This window comes from Arthrobacter sp. UYP6 (assembly GCF_040547315.1).
Lineage (GTDB): Bacteria > Actinomycetota > Actinomycetes > Actinomycetales > Micrococcaceae > Arthrobacter_B.
The window spans coordinates 159157-176295 of record NZ_JBEPPM010000007.1 but is presented as its reverse complement, the minus strand read 5'-3'; the positions used below and the strand labels follow the sequence as shown (position 1 = coordinate 176295).

13 protein-coding genes and 2 pseudogenes are annotated in these 17139 nt (G+C 65.3%); 1 reads left to right on the top strand and 14 read right to left on the bottom strand.

The window, feature by feature from the left end; genetic code table 11:
- Positions 1 to 456 precede the first annotated feature (456 nt).
- From tyrS to ABIB35_RS08275, 6 genes and pseudogenes are all read right to left on the bottom strand, one after another.
- Complete coding sequence (gene tyrS / locus ABIB35_RS08300; protein ID WP_354180455.1) at positions 457 to 1776, bottom strand: tyrosine--tRNA ligase; 1320 nt, start codon at positions 1774 to 1776, stop codon at positions 457 to 459.
- Between the two features lie 13 nt (positions 1777 to 1789).
- A pseudogene (locus ABIB35_RS08295) lies at positions 1790 to 3061 on the bottom strand (helicase domain-containing protein); the annotation flags it as partial.
- 249 nt (positions 3062 to 3310) lie between these two features.
- Positions 3311 to 4288 (bottom strand): annotated as a pseudogene (locus tag ABIB35_RS08290) (HelD family protein); the annotation flags it as partial.
- Between the two features lie 167 nt (positions 4289 to 4455).
- Positions 4456 to 5013, bottom strand: a complete 558-nt coding sequence (locus tag ABIB35_RS08285) for an adenine phosphoribosyltransferase (protein ID WP_354180453.1) — start codon at positions 5011 to 5013, stop codon at positions 4456 to 4458.
- A 181-nt stretch (positions 5014 to 5194) separates the two neighbouring features.
- Positions 5195 to 5842, bottom strand: a complete 648-nt coding sequence (locus tag ABIB35_RS08280) for a DNA-3-methyladenine glycosylase (RefSeq protein WP_354180451.1) — start codon at positions 5840 to 5842, stop codon at positions 5195 to 5197.
- A gap of 57 nt (positions 5843 to 5899) precedes the next feature.
- Positions 5900 to 6748: an SRPBCC domain-containing protein gene (locus ABIB35_RS08275; protein WP_354180449.1), complete on the bottom strand. Its 849-nt coding sequence runs from the start codon at positions 6746 to 6748 to the stop codon at positions 5900 to 5902.
- A 192-nt stretch (positions 6749 to 6940) separates the two neighbouring features.
- On the opposite strand from ABIB35_RS08275, the gene ABIB35_RS08270 reads away from it, so the two are divergent.
- A complete protein-coding gene (locus ABIB35_RS08270; RefSeq protein ID WP_354180447.1) occupies positions 6941 to 8983 on the top strand; it encodes an HNH endonuclease signature motif containing protein in 2043 nt (680 codons plus the stop codon).
- 5 nt (positions 8984 to 8988) lie between these two features.
- Here ABIB35_RS08270 and ABIB35_RS08265 read toward each other — a convergent pair whose 3' ends face one another.
- The 8 genes from ABIB35_RS08265 to argB all read right to left on the bottom strand — a co-directional run bounded on the left by ABIB35_RS08265 (position 8989) and on the right by argB (position 17129).
- Entirely contained in the window at positions 8989 to 9795 is an 807-nt protein-coding gene (locus ABIB35_RS08265) for a maleylpyruvate isomerase family mycothiol-dependent enzyme (RefSeq protein ID WP_354180446.1), read from the bottom strand.
- 88 nt (positions 9796 to 9883) lie between these two features.
- Positions 9884 to 10402 (bottom strand): pyridoxine/pyridoxamine 5'-phosphate oxidase, encoded by a 519-nt coding sequence (locus ABIB35_RS08260; protein ID WP_354180444.1) that lies wholly within the window; start codon positions 10400 to 10402, stop codon positions 9884 to 9886.
- Between the two features lie 113 nt (positions 10403 to 10515).
- Complete coding sequence (argH, locus tag ABIB35_RS08255) at positions 10516 to 11973, bottom strand: argininosuccinate lyase (protein WP_354180442.1); 1458 nt, start codon at positions 11971 to 11973, stop codon at positions 10516 to 10518.
- A gap of 4 nt (positions 11974 to 11977) precedes the next feature.
- Positions 11978 to 13186 (bottom strand): argininosuccinate synthase, encoded by a 1209-nt coding sequence (locus tag ABIB35_RS08250; RefSeq protein ID WP_354180440.1) that lies wholly within the window; start codon positions 13184 to 13186, stop codon positions 11978 to 11980.
- 112 nt (positions 13187 to 13298) lie between these two features.
- Positions 13299 to 13835 (bottom strand): arginine repressor, encoded by a 537-nt coding sequence (locus tag ABIB35_RS08245; protein ID WP_354180439.1) that lies wholly within the window; start codon positions 13833 to 13835, stop codon positions 13299 to 13301.
- Positions 13832 to 14833, bottom strand: coding sequence for an ornithine carbamoyltransferase (gene argF / locus ABIB35_RS08240; protein ID WP_354180437.1), 1002 nt, complete (start codon positions 14831 to 14833; stop codon positions 13832 to 13834). Before argF ends, ABIB35_RS08245 begins: the two co-directional genes overlap by 4 nt.
- On the bottom strand, positions 14830 to 16209 hold the full coding sequence (locus tag ABIB35_RS08235; protein WP_354180436.1) for an acetylornithine transaminase: 1380 nt from the start codon (positions 16207 to 16209) through the stop codon (positions 14830 to 14832). Before ABIB35_RS08235 ends, argF begins: the two co-directional genes overlap by 4 nt.
- Positions 16206 to 17129, bottom strand: coding sequence for an acetylglutamate kinase (gene argB, locus ABIB35_RS08230; RefSeq protein WP_354180435.1), 924 nt, complete (start codon positions 17127 to 17129; stop codon positions 16206 to 16208). Before argB ends, ABIB35_RS08235 begins: the two co-directional genes overlap by 4 nt.
- Between the last annotated feature and the right edge of the window lie 10 nt (positions 17130 to 17139).

Below are 17139 nucleotides of genomic sequence, written 5' to 3'. Positions count from 1 at the left end.
TCAAACAACAGATGCATCCGAAATACTCGGAAAAACAATTGAATGTCTTTCTTTTCTCTTCGCTGCAGTGTTTCTTTATTCTATTTCATCCGGACCGTTTTAGCAATTCCGCGATATTCGCGAAATCCGGCTGAAACAATCGGATGAGCCCGTCACGAAACATCGGATGAAATCCGCTGCCGTGTTTTTGGGCTGTTGCCGGATCCGGGAGTCTTGCCTGCAGACCATGTCCGCCAGGCACTCACCGGAGCAACTCACTAAACTTTACACACCCTCCGGCATGCGTGCAAGCCGGGGGTATGTGATCTGCTGCACGCCCCGGAAAGTCGATGGCCGTGAACGCAGAAGGCCGGCTCCCCGGCCCCGAAACCCTGGAATCCCAGAGCCCCGGAGCCGAAAGCCGGCCTTCCTTATTGCTGTCAGTTCAGGTGGACTGAGCCAGTTGCCTGATCCAAACTAGACGGCGGATACTTCCACCGTTGCCAGGGTGCGCTTGCCGCGGCGCAGCAGCAGATACTTGCCGTGCAGCAGCTCCCTTTCTCCAATTACTGCCTCGGCGTCCGTTATCTTGTGGTTGTTCACGTACGCGCCACCCTCAGAAACCGTCCGCCGGGCGGCGGAGTTACTTCCCGACAGGCCCGAGGCGACCAGCAGATCAATAATGCCCAGGCCACTGCTGTCCACCACTACCCGCGGGAGCTCAGCTGTGGCCGCGGTGAGGGTCGCTTCGTCCAGCTCGCTGATTTCGCCCTGCCCAAACAAGGCGGCGGAAGCGGCGATAACCTTCTCCGTTGCTTCCGTCCCATGGATAAGGGAGGTCACGTCGTAGGCCAGCCGGCGCTGGGCCGCGCGCTTGTGCGGTTCCTCGGCAACGGCGCGGGCCAGCTCTTCAATCTCTGCCTTCGTCAGGAAGGTGAAGACCTTGAGCCGGTCAACGACGTCGGCGTCCGAGGTGTTCAGCCAGAACTGGTACATCGCGTACGGGCTGGTCATGCTGCCGTCCAGCCAGATGGCGTTGCCCTCGCTCTTGCCGAACTTGGTCCCGTCCGAGTTGGTGATCAGCGGGGTGCCCAGGGCGTGCACGCTCTTGCCTTCCACCTTGCGCACCAGTTCGGTGCCTGAGGTGAGGTTGCCCCACTGGTCCGATCCGCCGGTTTCCAGCACACAGTTGTAGTCGCGGAAGAGCTGGAGGTAATCCATACCCTGCAGCACCTGATAGCTGAACTCGGCGTAGGAAATGCCTTCGTCAGAGTTCAGCCGCGAGGAGACAATCTCCTTCTTGATCATGGTGCCCACCCGGAAGTGCTTGCCGATGTCCCGAAGGAAGTCGATGGCACTCATGGGCGCGGTCCAGTCAAGGTTGTTAACCATCTGCGCGGCGTTGTCTCCGTCAAAACTGAGGAAGCGCTGCACCTGCCCCTGCAGGTAACCGACCCATTCCGAGACGGTTTCCTTGGTGTTCATAGTGCGTTCGGCTGTGGGCCGCGGATCTCCCACCAGGCCGGTGGATCCTCCCACCAGCGCGAGCGGACGATGGCCGGCCAGCTGCAGGCGGCGCATCGTCAGCAGCTGCACCAGATTTCCCAGATGCAGGCTCGGCGCGGTGGGATCGAAGCCGCAATAATAGGTGATCGAATCCCCGGCGAGCAGTTTCTCCAGTTCGGCCTCATCAGTGGAGACATGGACCAGGCCACGCCACTTCAGTTCCTGCCAAACGTTGTCGAAAGTCGGATCGTTCTTCTGGGCGCTCAGGCCCGCTGGGGTTTGCGTAGTCACGTCTTCCAAAATATCAGTCTTCTTCGTCGATAATTCCGGCGGGAACCGCACGGGCCGCAATAAGACGCAGGCGCTGCGTGGGACGGGTCATCGCCACATAGAGATCCCCGACTTTCCCGGCCGCAGCAGTCAGCAGCTCTTCAGGCTCAAGGATGACGACGCCGTCGAACTCCAGTCCTTTGGCGTCCCGCGGCGAGGTGACCACAATGTCCTGCTCCAGGCCGCCGGCACCGGTGCCCAGCCGCTTGCCGTACACCGCCCCGACTTCCCGGCGCACTGCGTCGAGGTGGTGTTCCTCGGCAATGATTGCGAGCAGGCCGCCCTCCAACGCCGCCAGGTCCTCCGGCAGCGTCTCCATGAGCCGGGTAATCAGCCCACCCTCCGGCACGGAGTCGATGAACGGCGCCCAGCGTCCCTCGCGGACCGCCTTCGGTGCGGACACGACCAGGCCGGCCGCGTTGGCCATGCGTACCGCTGCTTCGGCGATCTGCGCCGGGGTGCGGTAGTTCACGGTCAGTTCCTCGAGCGTCCAGCGGTCTCCCACGAACGGCGTCAGCGCCTGCTGCCACGAGGTGGCGCCGGCGGCGGAACTGGTCTGGGCAATATCGCCCACCACCGTGAAGGACTTCAGCGGGCAGCGGCGCATCAGCAGCCGCCACTGCATGGCCGACAGTTCCTGCGCCTCGTCCACCACAATGTGCCCAAAGGCCCAGGTGCGGTCGACGGCGGCACGGTCGGCCGCGGTCAGGCGCGCCTCCCCCACGGTGTTGTGGTCCGCGAGGTCCTCGGCGGACAGGATGCCGTGGGCACCGGAGTCTTCCAGGAAGCCTTCGGTGTTCTCGATGGCGCGCTCTGCGTTGGCCAGGTCCCGCTTGCGCTGTTCCTCGCGCAGGGCATGGTCACGGCCGGCTGAAGCATCCAGCTCCCCCAGCAGCTCGGCGGCCTCGTCCAGCAGCGGAATATCCGCTTCCGTCCACAGCGCGTCCGGGCTGCGGCGCAGCAACTCGATTTCCTTGGCACTGAGCTCGGGAGCCGCGCCTTCAAGGTGCCCGGGCTTGCTGAAGAGCTCTGAGAGCAGCTTCTCCGGCGTCATCGGCATCCAGCACAGGTTCAGCGCCACGCGCACATCGCGCGAAGAGCGGACATCCTCGGCCAGATAGGCCCGGTCGGTGCTGTTGCCGGCACCCGCTGACTCTTCGAGCTGGTCGGTCAGCTGCTCGGTGAGTTCGCGCAGGAGGATCTTCACGAAGGTGACTCGGGCCTCATTGTGCGGCTTGCCGGTGGCGGGGGGGGGGGGGGGGGGGGGGCCCCCCCCCCCCCCGGGGGGCGGCCCGGGTGGGGTCGGGAACCTCACTGTAGCCGGGGGTGGGGGGGAGCAGGGGGGGGGGGGGGGGCGGGGGGGTGGGCGCCCCCCCGTCGATGTGGGGGGGGGGGGGGTGGGGGGTGGGGTGGTTGGCGGCGGGCTTAATCCCCCCTGGGGGGGGGGGGGGGGGGTTGGGGGGGGGGGGGGGGGGGGGGGGCCCGGGCCCGGGCCCCGCGCCACCATCTTCGGCGTCAGCAGAAGGATGGTTCCCTCAACATTCAGCTTCCGGGGTTCCAGCGGAAGACGCTGCCGGTTGGCGACGGCGCGGGCCACCACATCGGCCATGGAAATCCGGCCCTTGATCTCGGCCACGAGCGCGTCCTCTTCCTGGACAGCAGTGATGCCGGGCATCAGCTGTCCAAGGCTGGACATGACGACGCCGGTTTCGCCCAGGGACGGGAGAACGCGTTCGATGTAGCGGATAAAGGCATTGGAGGGACCGACGAGCAGCACACCGGCGGACTTGAGTCGTTCGCGGTGCGTGTACAGCAGGTAGGCGGCACGGTGGAGTGCGACGGCGGTCTTACCGGTTCCGGGTCCGCCCTGCACCACGAGGGTGCCCGCGAGCGGTGCCCGGATGATGCGGTCCTGCTCGGCCTGGATGGTACCGACGATGTCCGACATCTGCCCGGTGCGCTTGGAATTCAGGGCCGCCAGCAACGCGCCTTCGCCCTGCAGCGCTTCCTCTTCCTCGAGCATGCTGTAGTCCAGCACATCATCTTCGATGGCCTGGACGTTGCGGCCCTTGAGGATCAGGTGGCGCCGACGTCGTACGCCCTGACGTTCAAAAGCGGTGGCCTGATAGAAAGTGCCGGCCTCCGGGGCGCGCCAGTCGACCATCAGCCGCTGTAGGTCCTCAGTGGACAGGCCGATGCGGCCGATGTAGCGTTCCTCGCCGTCGTCGAGGTCCAGACGGCCGAAAACCAGTCGGTCGTCCACAGCATTTAGCTGCGCCAGACGGTCCTCATACATGGTGGCAAAGGCATCGCGCTCGGAGCGGTTCTGATGCGAACCGGCCGAGTGGCTGCGCCGGACCTGGGCCAGCTGCTCGCGCTTTTCTTCACGGAGTTCATCGAGTCGTGAGTACAAACCGGCGACGTAATGTCGCTCATGTTCCAGCTCATGGTGGGCAGAAGACGTTTCAGGCATGTTCGCGTTCCCTCTCGCAAAGGCAGACCCACAAGTTTAGCGTGCATTTGGACTTTTTCCATGCATTGAGCTATCTAAGTGGCCCCGGCTCTTGCCGGGCGGGTCCAAGTGCGCCTCCGGCCGGAGACGCGGTGATGCTCCGCCGTGCGGAAGAGCGTGAAAAAGGTTTAGTAACCCATCAGGGCGTGGACGGGATAGCCGGCAAGGGCAGCCCGGCCGCCGAGGTCCTTCAGTTCCAGGACGACGCCGAATCCGGCCACCACTGCGCCGGCCTTCTCAATGAGCCGGGCCGTTGCACTGAGGGTGCCGCCGGTTGCAAGGACATCGTCCAGGATCAGTACCCGGGAACCGGCCGGGATGTCCTCCTGGTGGACTTCCAGCGTGTTCTCGCTGTATTCCATGGAGTAGCTCTCGGAAAACACGCGGCGCGGCAGCTTGCCGGGCTTGCGGACGGTGATGACACCCGTCTCTGCCGCATAGGCAGCGGCGGCTGCCAGGAGGAAGCCGCGGGCTTCCACACCGGCCACATAGTCGAAGCGGCCCTCATACTCGGCCAGCAGGGCATCCACGACGCCGCGGAAGGCGGGACCGTCGGCAAAAACGGGAGTCAGATCGCGGAAAACGACGCCCGGCTTGGGGTAATCCGGCACAACTGCGCCCAGACGTTCAATGGTGTCGGCAATGGGCTCAATGTTCTGTGCGGCGTCCGCGGGCGTTTCTTTCACCCATCCACCTTACCGGCTCCGCCGCGGGACCTCCGGGCCAAACGCGGCAGCTGTGGCACTTGTCTCGACGGCCTGCTGCCAGGAGGGTTTGACTGTCAGCAGGTTTGCTCGTTTGGCGGCGTCGGGGATGGTTCTTCCGGACGCCCCCTCTGCATTTTCCGGCTAACGGGACACTTTCCGGCTACCCGGCAGTTGCACCCGCGGCAGTCCGGGGCTTGCGGGCCACGGCGGGGCGATATTTGGACACGGTGGGATCGACTGTCAGCCAGTACCGCCAGGGGTATTCATCGCTGCCTCCGGGTCCACTGACGCCTACCCGCGGGCCGGAGGAGACCAGCGACGCCGCCACCGGCTGCTCGGGCAGCTCCAAACGCAGCGGCGCCGCGAAGACATCGGCGCCGTCGAGGGCGCGATTGATGCCCAGGGCCTGGGCCAGCCGGGCCGGGCCGCGGGCTAAATCCAGATCGGTGCGCGGGTTGCTGCGGCGTATCCTGGCGGTTTCCCGGCCGCCAATGATCTCACCGGCCCGTAGCAGAAGCCCCGTTGCGAACCCTTCCTCGCCGCACACCACATTGGCGCAGTAGTGCATCCCGTACGTGAAGTAGACGTAGAGGTGTCCGGCGGGTCCAAACATGGTGTTGTTCCGGGCTGTGCGTCCCCGGAAGGCGTGGGAGCCGGGATCCACGTTCCCCATGTAGGCCTCCACCTCGGTGATGCGCACGCTCACCGGTTCGCCGCCGTCGTCGTGCGTCAGGACCGAGCCCAGTAGGAGGCGCGCCGCGTCGGTGGCCGGTACCGCTAGCCGTGATCTCGCGCTTGTTTCTTCCATCTTTTGACCGTAGCAAGCGCCGGGCCGCTCTGCGGAATCGGGTGGACGCGGAGGCCTCTAGACCATGGACCGGTAGAACCGCTCAAGTGCCGCCATCCGGTGCGAATTGGGGTGGGGCATGCTGCCGTCGAGCTGGTCACGCACGGAGTCCAGAGTCATGTGCCAGGCGGCCAGCAGTGCTGCGGTCTGGTCCTGGCTTCCGGTGACGGGCTGGCGGATGACAATCCTGGTTTCCTCGCCGTCATCGATCATCTCCATTTCCGCTTCCTCGCCGACGCTGAGCCTCCGGCCGGCGGCGTCGACGGCGGCTTCCACATCCTCCGAGGGGGCTCGATACCAGCGGTTGAAAATCAGTTCGGCATCGGGCCCCGAGCCCGTCACCAGCCCCATAGTCGGGGAAACGTCAAAGTCCTCGGCGTAGGCGTCCCGCAGTGACAGCCAGGTTTCCATGCTGTCCGGTTTCGGTTCCCGTCCGGCGGCAACGCTGGCAAAAGCTTCCAGAATCCCTTGCCACCCTGCGCTGCCCTCGGCGATGAAATCCGGCGTGTCGGTACGGGAGCGGAACAGCAGCAGCGCTCCCCCATCGCTCTCCAGAACCTGCCACTCCAACACGGAGTCTGATCCCAGCTGGTCTTCCCAGGTGATCTGCAGGCTCGAGCGCGGTTCCAGCTGGAGCACGGTTCCGGAGCTGGAGCCGCCGTCCATTTCCAACGTGTACTCCTTGCCGAGCTGCCATTCCGGGCTTATCTGCCCGAGCCAGAGGGCGATCTTGTCCGGGTTCGTCAGGATGTCCCAAATGTGGGCAGTCGGATAATCGAGCTGGCGGTCGAAAGCCACCGCGTATCCGTCGGAGAGCTTCTCGATGCGGCCTTCGGGAACGGGCGCGGAGACGGGCTGTCCTGGCATGGCGAAGTCCTCCTGTCCCGGGACCAACCGGAGTGGGTTTTACCCAGCGTAGCTTCCGGTTCGGAGGATATGTAAGGCCTCCGGGGCGGAGCGGTGGCGCCTGGCCGATACTCGCCTTTGCTTCGGATTTACCTGGTTTTTTGGCAGTCTGCTGCCGCCGGAAAGGTCGGTGGCGGCTGAAAGGCTGAAAGCATGAAGACGACGACGGCGTGCGGTCAGCGGGTGGAACCTCCTCCCGATCCTTTGTGGTTTCCTGATGCGGCGTGGCCCGGACGGGAGCCGCCGGCGGTGCCATGGGCGGACGACGGCGGCTGCCCGGCCGGCGGTGACTGGCCGACCGGCGGCGACGACTGGGACTTTGCCACCTCTGAATCAACGGGCAGCCTTGCAGAGGAGCCAACAACGGCACGCATCAACAGGCCGGAGACATCTTCGGAAGACACAGATGAGGGATCTGTGTTCTTTGCAGGCCGACCCTTGGATGCTGCTTCCCGTCAGAGTCCTGTTTCCGGGCTCTCTGCAGGACTCAGCGGTTCTTTGGGGCTGCGCTCCGTCCCGTCTCTGGACCAGGAGCTGACGGGGTCCGCACTGCAGGGACTGCTGATCCTCGAGGGCTGGGCTGCGGCGGCACAGGCACGCCTGGTCCACCGGCAGCACCAGCTTATGGTTCAGCAGCTGGAGCAGTTCAACGAGGAACTTAGCGCCCGGGAGACCGCGCGCGGCCGGCCTGCAGTGACGCGAGAGGTGGACCGTGCCCTTGCCTTCAGCCTTACTGCCACTGAGATCGCCACCATGCTCGGCATACCCGAAGGAACGGCAAAGGCACTTGTTGATGAGTCCGACGAGCTATGTGAACGCTGCCCGGACACCCTGGCCCTGCTGGAGCGAGCCGAGATCAGTCCTGCACAAGCCCGGACCATCCTTGACCAGACCCGCTCGCTCGTCGAGGAGGAGGCTCCTGCCGGACCTTCCCCTGATGCTTCCCCTGACCCCGGCGTTGTGGCACAGACACAGGTTTTTCCTCCCGGTGCCGCTCGTGCGATGGAACAGGAGCTCTTGAAGCTGGCTCCGGGCCTCACCAACGCCCAGTTCATCCGTAAAGCCCGGCGGTTGCGGGAAAGGAGCTATCCGAAGACCATTCCGGTGCGTCACCGCACAGCGTTCGAGCAGCGGAGAGTCTGGTTCCAGCCGCAGCCCGACGGCATGGGCCATCTCACGGCTTACCTGCCGGCGGATAAAGGGCAAACCATCTTTAGCGCACTGACCGGAGCGGCGCGCGGAGAGCAGCTGCTGGGTGATCCGCGGTGCCTGGATCAGCTGCGAACTGACATCCTGTCTTCCCTGCTCCTGCACACGCCTGAACCCTGGGTTACGCCTGAACCCTCGGTTGGTGAGCCGGACCACAGCGACGCTACGGGCTACGACTCAAAGGACGGTGGCCACGATGCTACGGGCAGCGGCGCAAGGAACGGCCGTGAAGCAAGAGACGGCCATGAAACCGGCAACATTCCCGGTTGGGCTGAGAACGTCAGCGGAACCAGACCTATCAGGCCCGGCCCCAGAGGCCATTCCGCGGGGAAAAGTGGCGAGCTGGAGGAAGTCCGGGTCCCGGGCACTGGCAGCGCAAACACCACTTCTTATGGCAGCGAGGGGTTCAACGTTCCAACGCTTCCCTCCGGCCCTGTCGCGGAAATTATGGTCCTGATCAACACCGAAACACTCTTTGGCGCCGACGATGCCCCTGCGGAACTGGCCGGTTATGGGCCAATCAGTGCGCAGGATGCACGCAGGCTCGCCCGGACAGCACGTCATTGGACGGGTTTGGTTCAAGATCCCCGGTCAGGACAAATCCTAGGAGTAGGACGGCGTCGAAAGGTGCCGGCCGGACTGCGGAGGTGGCTGCAGGCGCGAGACCAGACCTGCCGGTTCCCCGGCTGCAGCCAGGGTACGGCCCGGACGGAAGCAGACCACACCATACCGTGGGCTCAGGGAGGCCCGACTGAACACTGGAACCTGGCAAATCTCTGTAAGAAGCACCATCGAATGAAGACTCTGGGCCATTGGAAAGCCCGGCAGGTTTCACCGGGCGTACTGGAGTGGATTTCGCCCCTGGGACTGCGCTATCAGACGCAGCCGGAGCTCACGCTTCGACAATTTCGCCCGTCTCCGGCCATGGCTCCCATCACGGAATCGGAGGCAACCTCGGAATTCACCGAAACCCCACCACCGTTCTAGCGCCGCTATTTGGCTGCGATAGCCGCGGGCCAGGGCAGAAGTTTCGGAAGGTCGACGCCGTCAGCAGCCGCCTCCGCCCGCAGGCTCCCCAAGTTAGGGGTTCGCCCTGCAAGCCAGGCGGCGATGTCGGTCGCCATTCCGTTCACGGAGACCGTACTGCCGGACGCGCTGGACGCCGGACCCTCCGGACCGGTGCCAAGGAGACGAGAGGGCATGCCGAAAGGCTGGAGCCTCACACGCACTCCGGCGGGAACGCGGGCGGACAGAAAACCGAAAAGGTGCTCGCAGAACTGCGGGGACCAGCTGTCAGCTTCGCTGCCCGTGCCCAGATCGGTGCGATGGATCACAAGCTCCCTCCACAGGGCCAGCCCGCCATCCCTGACCACCCCTCCGCGGTAGGAAATGGGGGTACGCCAGTCGGCTTCCTGCAGGTCATGGAAGGCCGACAAGGCGCGCTCCAGAGCAGCATCCAGCTCCTGACGAAGCAGGTCAGCAGAACGGACAGATCCTTCTTCGATGGCTCGGTTCCGCCCGTCCGAGCCGCCGTCGTACAGCTCAATGGTCTCGCCCCGGGACGCGTACTGGAGTTGGCGTGCCATGGCATCAGCAACTCCGGCCACGTGGGCCATCACGTGCCCGCGGGACCAGCCCGGAAGCCGGGAGGGAGCACGGACATCAGCGTCCCCCAGTGAAGCGGTCTGTCCTCGAAAATCCGAAGCCGCAGCTTCCAGATAGGACAGCAGCTGGGAGGAGGCAGGCCGCGGCGAGGGCTTGGGAACGGAGGAACCCGGAGTATCAGAGAGACCAGTCATTGCCCCACCTTATGGCGCGGACCACACTTTTCCAGCCACCGTGGAAGCATGTGCGCGCCGCGGAGCCCGGGCCGGGACAAATCCACAATCAGAGCTGATAACGGTGTCGGATATGGTGCCGGGCCGGATCTGCCTGCCAGAACTCGATCTCGGTGGGCTGCAGCGCGTACAGCTGCCACTCGGGATTCACCGATCCGTCGGCAGACGGCCGTTCCTCCCAGTCCTGAGCCGATGCTGCGTCCGACAAGTGCACTACGGCACCGCTGACGCGAATCTGCCGTCCCAGCTCGGACCAGTAGAAGTTCATCGCAGCACGAGGGTTGGCGGAAAGCTCCCGGCCCTTCCGCGAGGTGCGGGCTGTGGCAAAGTGCCAGCCGTCGTCGTCGAGGTTCTTCAGAATGAGCATCCGTGAGGACAAGTTTCCACCCGCGTCGGCTGTGGCCAGCGAAAACGCGTGCGGCTGCCGGACGCCGGCGGCGAGGGCTTCGTCCAGCCAGGACCGGAACAAAGCAGCAGGATCGGACGGCGCCGCAGCGGGATCAAAGCCTGGAAGGTCATCAGGGAAATCGGGCAACGCACGAAGCATCTGCCGGAAGGAATCACTCATGGCCCAAGGGTAGCCGCTGGGCCTGAAGACAGGCCCCCACAGCAAGGGGAGGAAGCCGAAAGGACCCCGGACGTTATGCAACGCTCCAGGGCCCTATCGTGCATCTCACCCGATCAGGCGGTGTATCCCCGCGCAGAGGCAAGCTCGGATTTCAGGGCTGCCAGCTGCGCTTCCACGGCAGACCGGGCGGTCCCGCCCTGGGCGCTGCGGCTGTCCAGGGAGCCTTCAGTGCTCAGCACTGTGCGGACCTCCGGAGTCAGATGCCCGGAAATCCCGGCGTAATCCTCGTCCGTCAGGTCCCAGAGCTCGACGCCGCGGCCCTCGGCAAGCTTCACAGCCGCGCCGGAGAGCTCGTGCGCTTCGCGGAACGGCACTCCCTGGCGGACCAGCCACTCAGCTATGTCCGTGGCCAGGGCGAACCCCTGCGGGGCAAGGGCCTGCATCCGCTCGGTGTTGAAGGTCAGCGTGGCGATCATGCCGGAGACAGCAGGAAGCAGGACCTCCAGCGTATCTGCAGCATCAAAAACCGGCTCCTTGTCCTCCTGCAGGTCCCGATTGTAGGCCAGGGGCAGGCCCTTGAGCGTGGCCAGCAGGCCGGTGAGGTCACCGATCAGGCGGCCGGCCTTACCGCGGGCCAACTCGGCAACATCAGGGTTCTTCTTCTGCGGCATGATGGACGAACCTGTGGAGAAGGCATCATCGAGGGTAACAAAGGAGAACTCCTTGGTGGCCCAAATGATGATTTCCTCGCTGATCCGGGACAGGTCCACGCCGATCATGGCGGCAACCCAGGAAAACTCGGCGTAGACATCGCGGGAAGCGGTGCCGTCAATGGAGTTCCACACCGCAGAATCAAAGCCCAGCTCGGCAGCCACAGCATTGGGATCCAGACCCAGCGAAGATCCCGCCAGGGCGCCGGAACCGTACGGGGACACGGCGGCCCGCTTGTCCCAGTCCATCAGGCGCTGCACATCGCGCAGCAGCGCCCAGGCATGGGCCAGCAGGTGGTGGCTGAGCAGCACCGGCTGGGCGTGCTGCAGGTGGGTGCGTCCGGGCATGGCCACGCCCAGATGCTTCTCGGACTGCTCCACCAGTGCATCCACCGTGGCCAGGACGCCCGCAGCGATGATGCGGGCATGGTCGCGCAGGTACATCCGGCCCAGCGTGGCAATCTGGTCGTTGCGGGACCGGCCGGCGCGCAGCTTGCCGCCCAGGGCCGGGCCGGCACGCTCAATGAGGCCGCGCTCCAGGGAACCGTGGACGTCCTCATCGGAGTCGGCGGGTGTGTAAGCGCCGGAACGGACGTCGTCGTCGAGCGCATCCAGGGCGGCAAGCATACCCGCCAGTTCGGCGTCATCGAGCAGACCGGCAGTGTGCAGCACGCGGGCATGCGCCCGCGAGCCGGCAATGTCATAGCCGGCAAGCCGCCAGTCGAAGTGGGTGGACTTGCTCAGCGCCGCGAGGGCATCCGCGGGTCCGCCGGCAAAGCGGCCACCCCACAGTGCACCCTGAACGGTGGAGCCAGCTGATCCGGTGCCGGTTGCGTTCGCCGGCGGCTTGCCGTGATTCATTTTCTTACTTACCTTCTGCCAAACGCTGGTCGCGGCCGGAGGCCACCTTGGAGGACATGCCGAACAGTTCAATGAAACCGCGGGCCATGGACTGGTCGAAGCTGTCACCGGTGTCGTACGTGGCCAGGTTGAAGTCGTACAGCGATGAGTCCGAACGGCGTCCGGTCACCACGGCACGGCCACCGTGCATGTTCATTCGGATGTCGCCGGAAACGTACTTCTGGGTGTCCTCGACAAAGGCGTCCAGGGACTTCTTCAGCGGGGAGAACCACTGGCCGTCGTAGACCAGTTCGGTCCAGCGCTGGCCAACGGTCTTCTTGAAGCGGGCCTGCTCGCGCTCCACCGTGACGTTCTCCAGTTCGCGGTGCGCGGCCATCAGCGCCATGGCGCCGGGGGCTTCGTAGATTTCGCGGCTCTTGATGCCCACGAGGCGGTCTTCGACAATGTCGATGCGGCCGATACCCTGGGCGCCGGCGCGGCGGTTCATCTCCTCGATGGCCTGCAGCGGGGTGACGGGCTTGCCGTCGATCGCCACGGGAACGCCTTCCTTAAAGGTGATGACCACTTCATCGGCGGGCAGGCCGGCAGCGGGATCGGAGGTGTACTCGTACACGTCCGGGGTGGGGCCGTTCCAGATGTCTTCCAGGAAACCGGTCTCCACGGCACGTCCCCAGACGTTGGCGTCAATGGAGAACGGGTTCTTCTTGGTGGTGACGATCGGCAGGTTCTTTGTCTCGGCAAAGGCAATGGCCTTGTCACGGGTCAGGGCCAGGTCGCGGACCGGAGCAATGCACTTCAGGTCCGGGCCCAGGGTCTGGATGCCCACTTCAAAGCGGACCTGGTCATTACCCTTGCCGGTGCAGCCGTGCGACACGGTGGTGGCACCGAACTGGCGGGCCGCAGCCACAAGGTGCTTGACGATCACCGGACGCGACAGGGCGGACACCAGAGGGTAGGAATCCATGTACAGGGAGTTGGCCTTCAGCGCCGGCATGCAGTACTCGGAGGCGAATTCGTCCCGGGCATCGGCCACATAGGCTTCGACGGCGCCGCAGTCCAGGGCGCGCTGGCGGATGGTCTCCAGGGACTCGCCGCCTTGTCCAACGTCCACCGCCACGGCGATGACTTCGGCACCGGTTGCCTCGGCTATCCAGCCGATGGCTACTGAGGTATCAAGGCCACCGGAGTAGGCCAGAACAATGCGTTCGCTCACGAAATATGCTCCTCTTGCGTTGTGCGCAGCCGCTGAAGGCTGCTGTGTTGATAAAGGTAGGTGGAAAGTTAGGTGGCCGGAACCGGTGGCGGACCCGGCATCGGACCCAGATTTACAGAATCCGGCTGTCCGGAGCCTGGCCGTTTGCGGTGGCTTCATCTGCGATCCGCAGGAATCGCGCCGCCACGTCGGGGCCGCCGTCGGGCTCGCGGGTCACCATCAGCACTGTGTCATCCCCTGCAATGGTGCCCAGGATGGACGGAAGCACTGAGTGGTCGATAGCCAGGGCCAGGAAGTTCGCGGCACCCGGAGGAGTCCGCAGCACCACGATGTTCCCGGAGGCCTCGGCCGTGACCAGCAGTTCCCCGCAAAGCCGGGCCAGGCGGGCATCCAGAACTTCGGGGGAAACACCGGACTGCGGCGCGCGCTGCCCGCCCTCGGAGGGCACCGCGTAGACCAGCACGCCCTCCTTGCCGCGCATGCGCACCGCACCCAGTTCCACCAGGTCCCGGGACAGGGTGGCCTGGGTGACCTGGACGCCGTCGTCCGCGAGCAGGGCGGCCAGTTCCGCCTGGGACCGGACCGAGAGGCCGGTGAGCAGGGCGCGGATGCGCGCCTGCCGCGCGGTCTTGGTGGCGGGCATGCTCATGATGCGGCTCCCGGAACTGTTGCATTCTCCGGAGCTGTGGCTCCCTCCGGAACGCCGGTCAGGCCCGAGCGCGCCATCAGCCAGACCATGAGCGCCTTCTGTGCGTGCAGGCGGTTCTCTGCCTCATCCCAGACCACGGACTGCGGACCGTCGATGACGTCGGCGGAAATCTCGTAGCCGCGGTAGGCGGGCAGGCAGTGGAGGACGACGGCGTTCTCCGCGGCCTGCACCATTGCTGCGGCGTCCACGGCATAGCTGCGGAACAGTTCGGAGCGGGCGGCCTTCTCGTCTTCCTGACCCATGGAGACCCAGGTGTCAGTGGCGACGACGTCGGCTCCGGCCAGTGCCTCAGCGGCGTCGGTGGTGATCATCACCGAACCGCCGGTTTCCTCGGCACGGACGGCCGCGGCGTCGACCACTTCGGGATCCGGCAGGTACCCGATAGGACCGGCCACCCGGACGTGCATGCCCGCGGTGACCCCGGCCAGGAGGTAGGAGTTGGCCATGTTGTTGGCGCAGTCGCCCAGGTAGGTGAGGGTGAGCCCGGCGAGGGTGCCTTTGTGTTCGCGGATGGTCATCAGATCCGCCAGCAGCTGGCACGGATGATAGTCATCCGAGAGGGCGTTAATCACAGGAACCGAAGAAGTGGCAGCCATTTCCTGAAGCCCGGCCTGCGCGTAGGTGCGCCAGGCAATGGTGGAGACCATGCGATCCAGGACCTTGGTGGTGTCCGTGACGCTTTCCTTGTGACCCAGCTGGGACTCCCCCGCGCCGATAATCAGCGGAACGCCGCCCAGATCGGCCACGCCCGCGGCAAAGGACACGCGGGTTCGGGTGGAGGTCTTATCGAAGATGACGGCCACGGTCCTGCGGCCCGTGGCCTCACCGGCATACGGCTGGTACTTGTACGGGTCCTTCTTCAGCGCGTCGGCAAGGTCCAGCACCTCGGCCTGTTCGGCCTGGGTGAGGTCGGTGTCGACCAGGAAATGGCGGGTCATGATTGTCCTTCTGTTGTTCCGGTGGCTTCATCGACAGTGCCGGCGGACGCCAGGATTCCCGGCAGTGCGTTCAAAAAGGTATCGGCTTGTTCGCGGGTCAGGATCAGCGGCGGAGCCAGACGCAGGGTGTGCGGCCCGGTGGCGTTAATAATGAAGCCGGCGTCCAAAGCTGCGGACACCGCGGCCGGTGCGATCTCATCGGCTAGGTCAAAGCCGATGAGCAGCCCCTCTCCGCGGACGCCGGTAACGCCCGGCACCGCGGCGATTGCCGGGCGCAGGTATGCTCCCGTGTCGCGGACCTTCTCCAGCAGGCCGGTGGATTCTATGACGTGAAGCGTGGCCAGCGAAGCCGCTGTGGCTACGGGATTGCCGCCGAACGTGGTGCCGTGCTGGCCGGCAGAGAGCAGCGACGACGTCCTCTCCCCGAAGGTGATCAGCGCCCCCACAGGGAACCCGCCGCCCAGACCCTTGGCCAGAGTCATGGCATCCGGCGTCACGCCTTCGGACGCGAACCACTGTCCGGTCCGGCCAATGCCGGTCTGCACTTCATCCACAATCAGCAGGGCGCCGGCGGCAGCGGTGATCTCCCGGGCAGCCTGCAGGTACCCGGGAGGCAGCGGAACCACTCCGGCTTCACCCTGGATGGGCTCCACAAAAACGGCGGCCACGGTGTGATCCACTGCAGCTCGGAGTGCTTCGACGTCGCCAAAGGGTACGTGCTCCACTCCCCCGGGCAGCGGTTCAAACGGAGCCCGGTAGGCCTTCTTGGCCGTCAGCGCCAGAGCGCCCAGGGTCCGTCCGTGGAAGGCACCTTCCAAAGCGATGATCCGGGTGCGCTGCGGCCCGCCCTCGGTGGAAGCATCGCCGCCTGCTGGAGCGCCATCTCCGCCGAGGGTTCCGGTGTTGCGCCGGGCCAGCTTGAAAGCAGCTTCGTTGGCTTCGGTGCCGGAGTTGGCGAAAAAGACCTTGGATCCGTCAGGCGCGCCGGAAAGCTGCAGCAGTTTCTCGGCCAAAGCCACCTGGGTGGGGCTGGTGAAGAAGTTGGAGACGTGGCCCAGCGTGGCGAGCTGGCTGCTGATCACCGAGGTCAGGAAGGGGTGGGCATGGCCTAGCGCGTTCACGGCAATGCCGCCGAGCAGGTCCAGATACTCCTTGCCGTCAGCGTCCCAGACGGTGCAGCCGCTGCCGCGGACCAGAACGCGCTGCGGAGTGCCGAAGACACCCATCAGCGAGGAGCCGTAACGCCGCAGCCAATCCTCCGAGGAACCGGTGAGCCCGGCAAGGGCAGCATCGCCGGGAGTTTGCTCGGCCTGGGTCTGGGCCTGGGCCTGGGCCTGGGCGTGTCCCTGGGCCAGTGCAGGGGAAATGTTGCTCATGCCTGTTCCTCCGGAACAACTTGGGTGCCGATGCCGGCAGTCGTGAACACTTCCAGCAGCATGGAATGGGCCATCCGCCCATCCACCACAGCAGCGCGGTCCACACCACCGTCAACAGCGGCCAGGCAGGCCTCCATCTTGGGAATCATGCCTGCTTCCAGCGAGGGAAGCATCGCCCGCAGTTCGCCGGTGGTCAAGGACGAAATCAGCGAGGTCTTGTCCGGCCAGTTGGAATACAAACCCTCAACATCAGTCAGCACCACCAGGCGGGACGCGCCCAGGGCCACGGCCAGGGCCGCAGCAGCAGTGTCCGCGTTCACGTTCAGGACCGCGCTGGTGCGGCCGCCGTCGGCGTCGATCTCGGGAGCAACAGTGGAAATCACGGGAATGCGGCCGGCGTCGAGCAGGTCCACAATGGCGCCGGGATTGACCCCCGTCACTTCGCCCACCAGACCCAGGTCCACTTCTTCGCCGTCAACCACGGTTCCAATGCGGGTGGCCTGGAGCAGCCCGCCGTCTTCCCCGGAGAGCCCGACGGCGTACGGGCCGTGAGCGTTGATCATGCCCACCAGCTCGCGGCCCACCTGGCCGGTGAGCACCATGCGGACGGCGTCCATGGCTTCGGGTGTGGTCACGCGCAGGCCGCCCTTGAATTCGGACTTGATGCCCAGGCGTTCCAGCAGGGAGCTGATCTGCGGCCCGCCGCCGTGCACCACCACCGGATGCACTCCGACGTGGTGCAGGAAGACAATGTCCTCGGCGAAGGCACGCCGCAGGTCATCGTTGACCATGGCGTTTCCGCCGTATTTGATGACCATGATGCTGCCGGCAAACCGCTGGATCCAAGGCAGCGCCTCGATAAGCGTGGCGGCCTTGTCCTGGGCAGCCAGTTGTTCCCGAACTTCTGCTGATGTACTCAAGGTGTCCCCG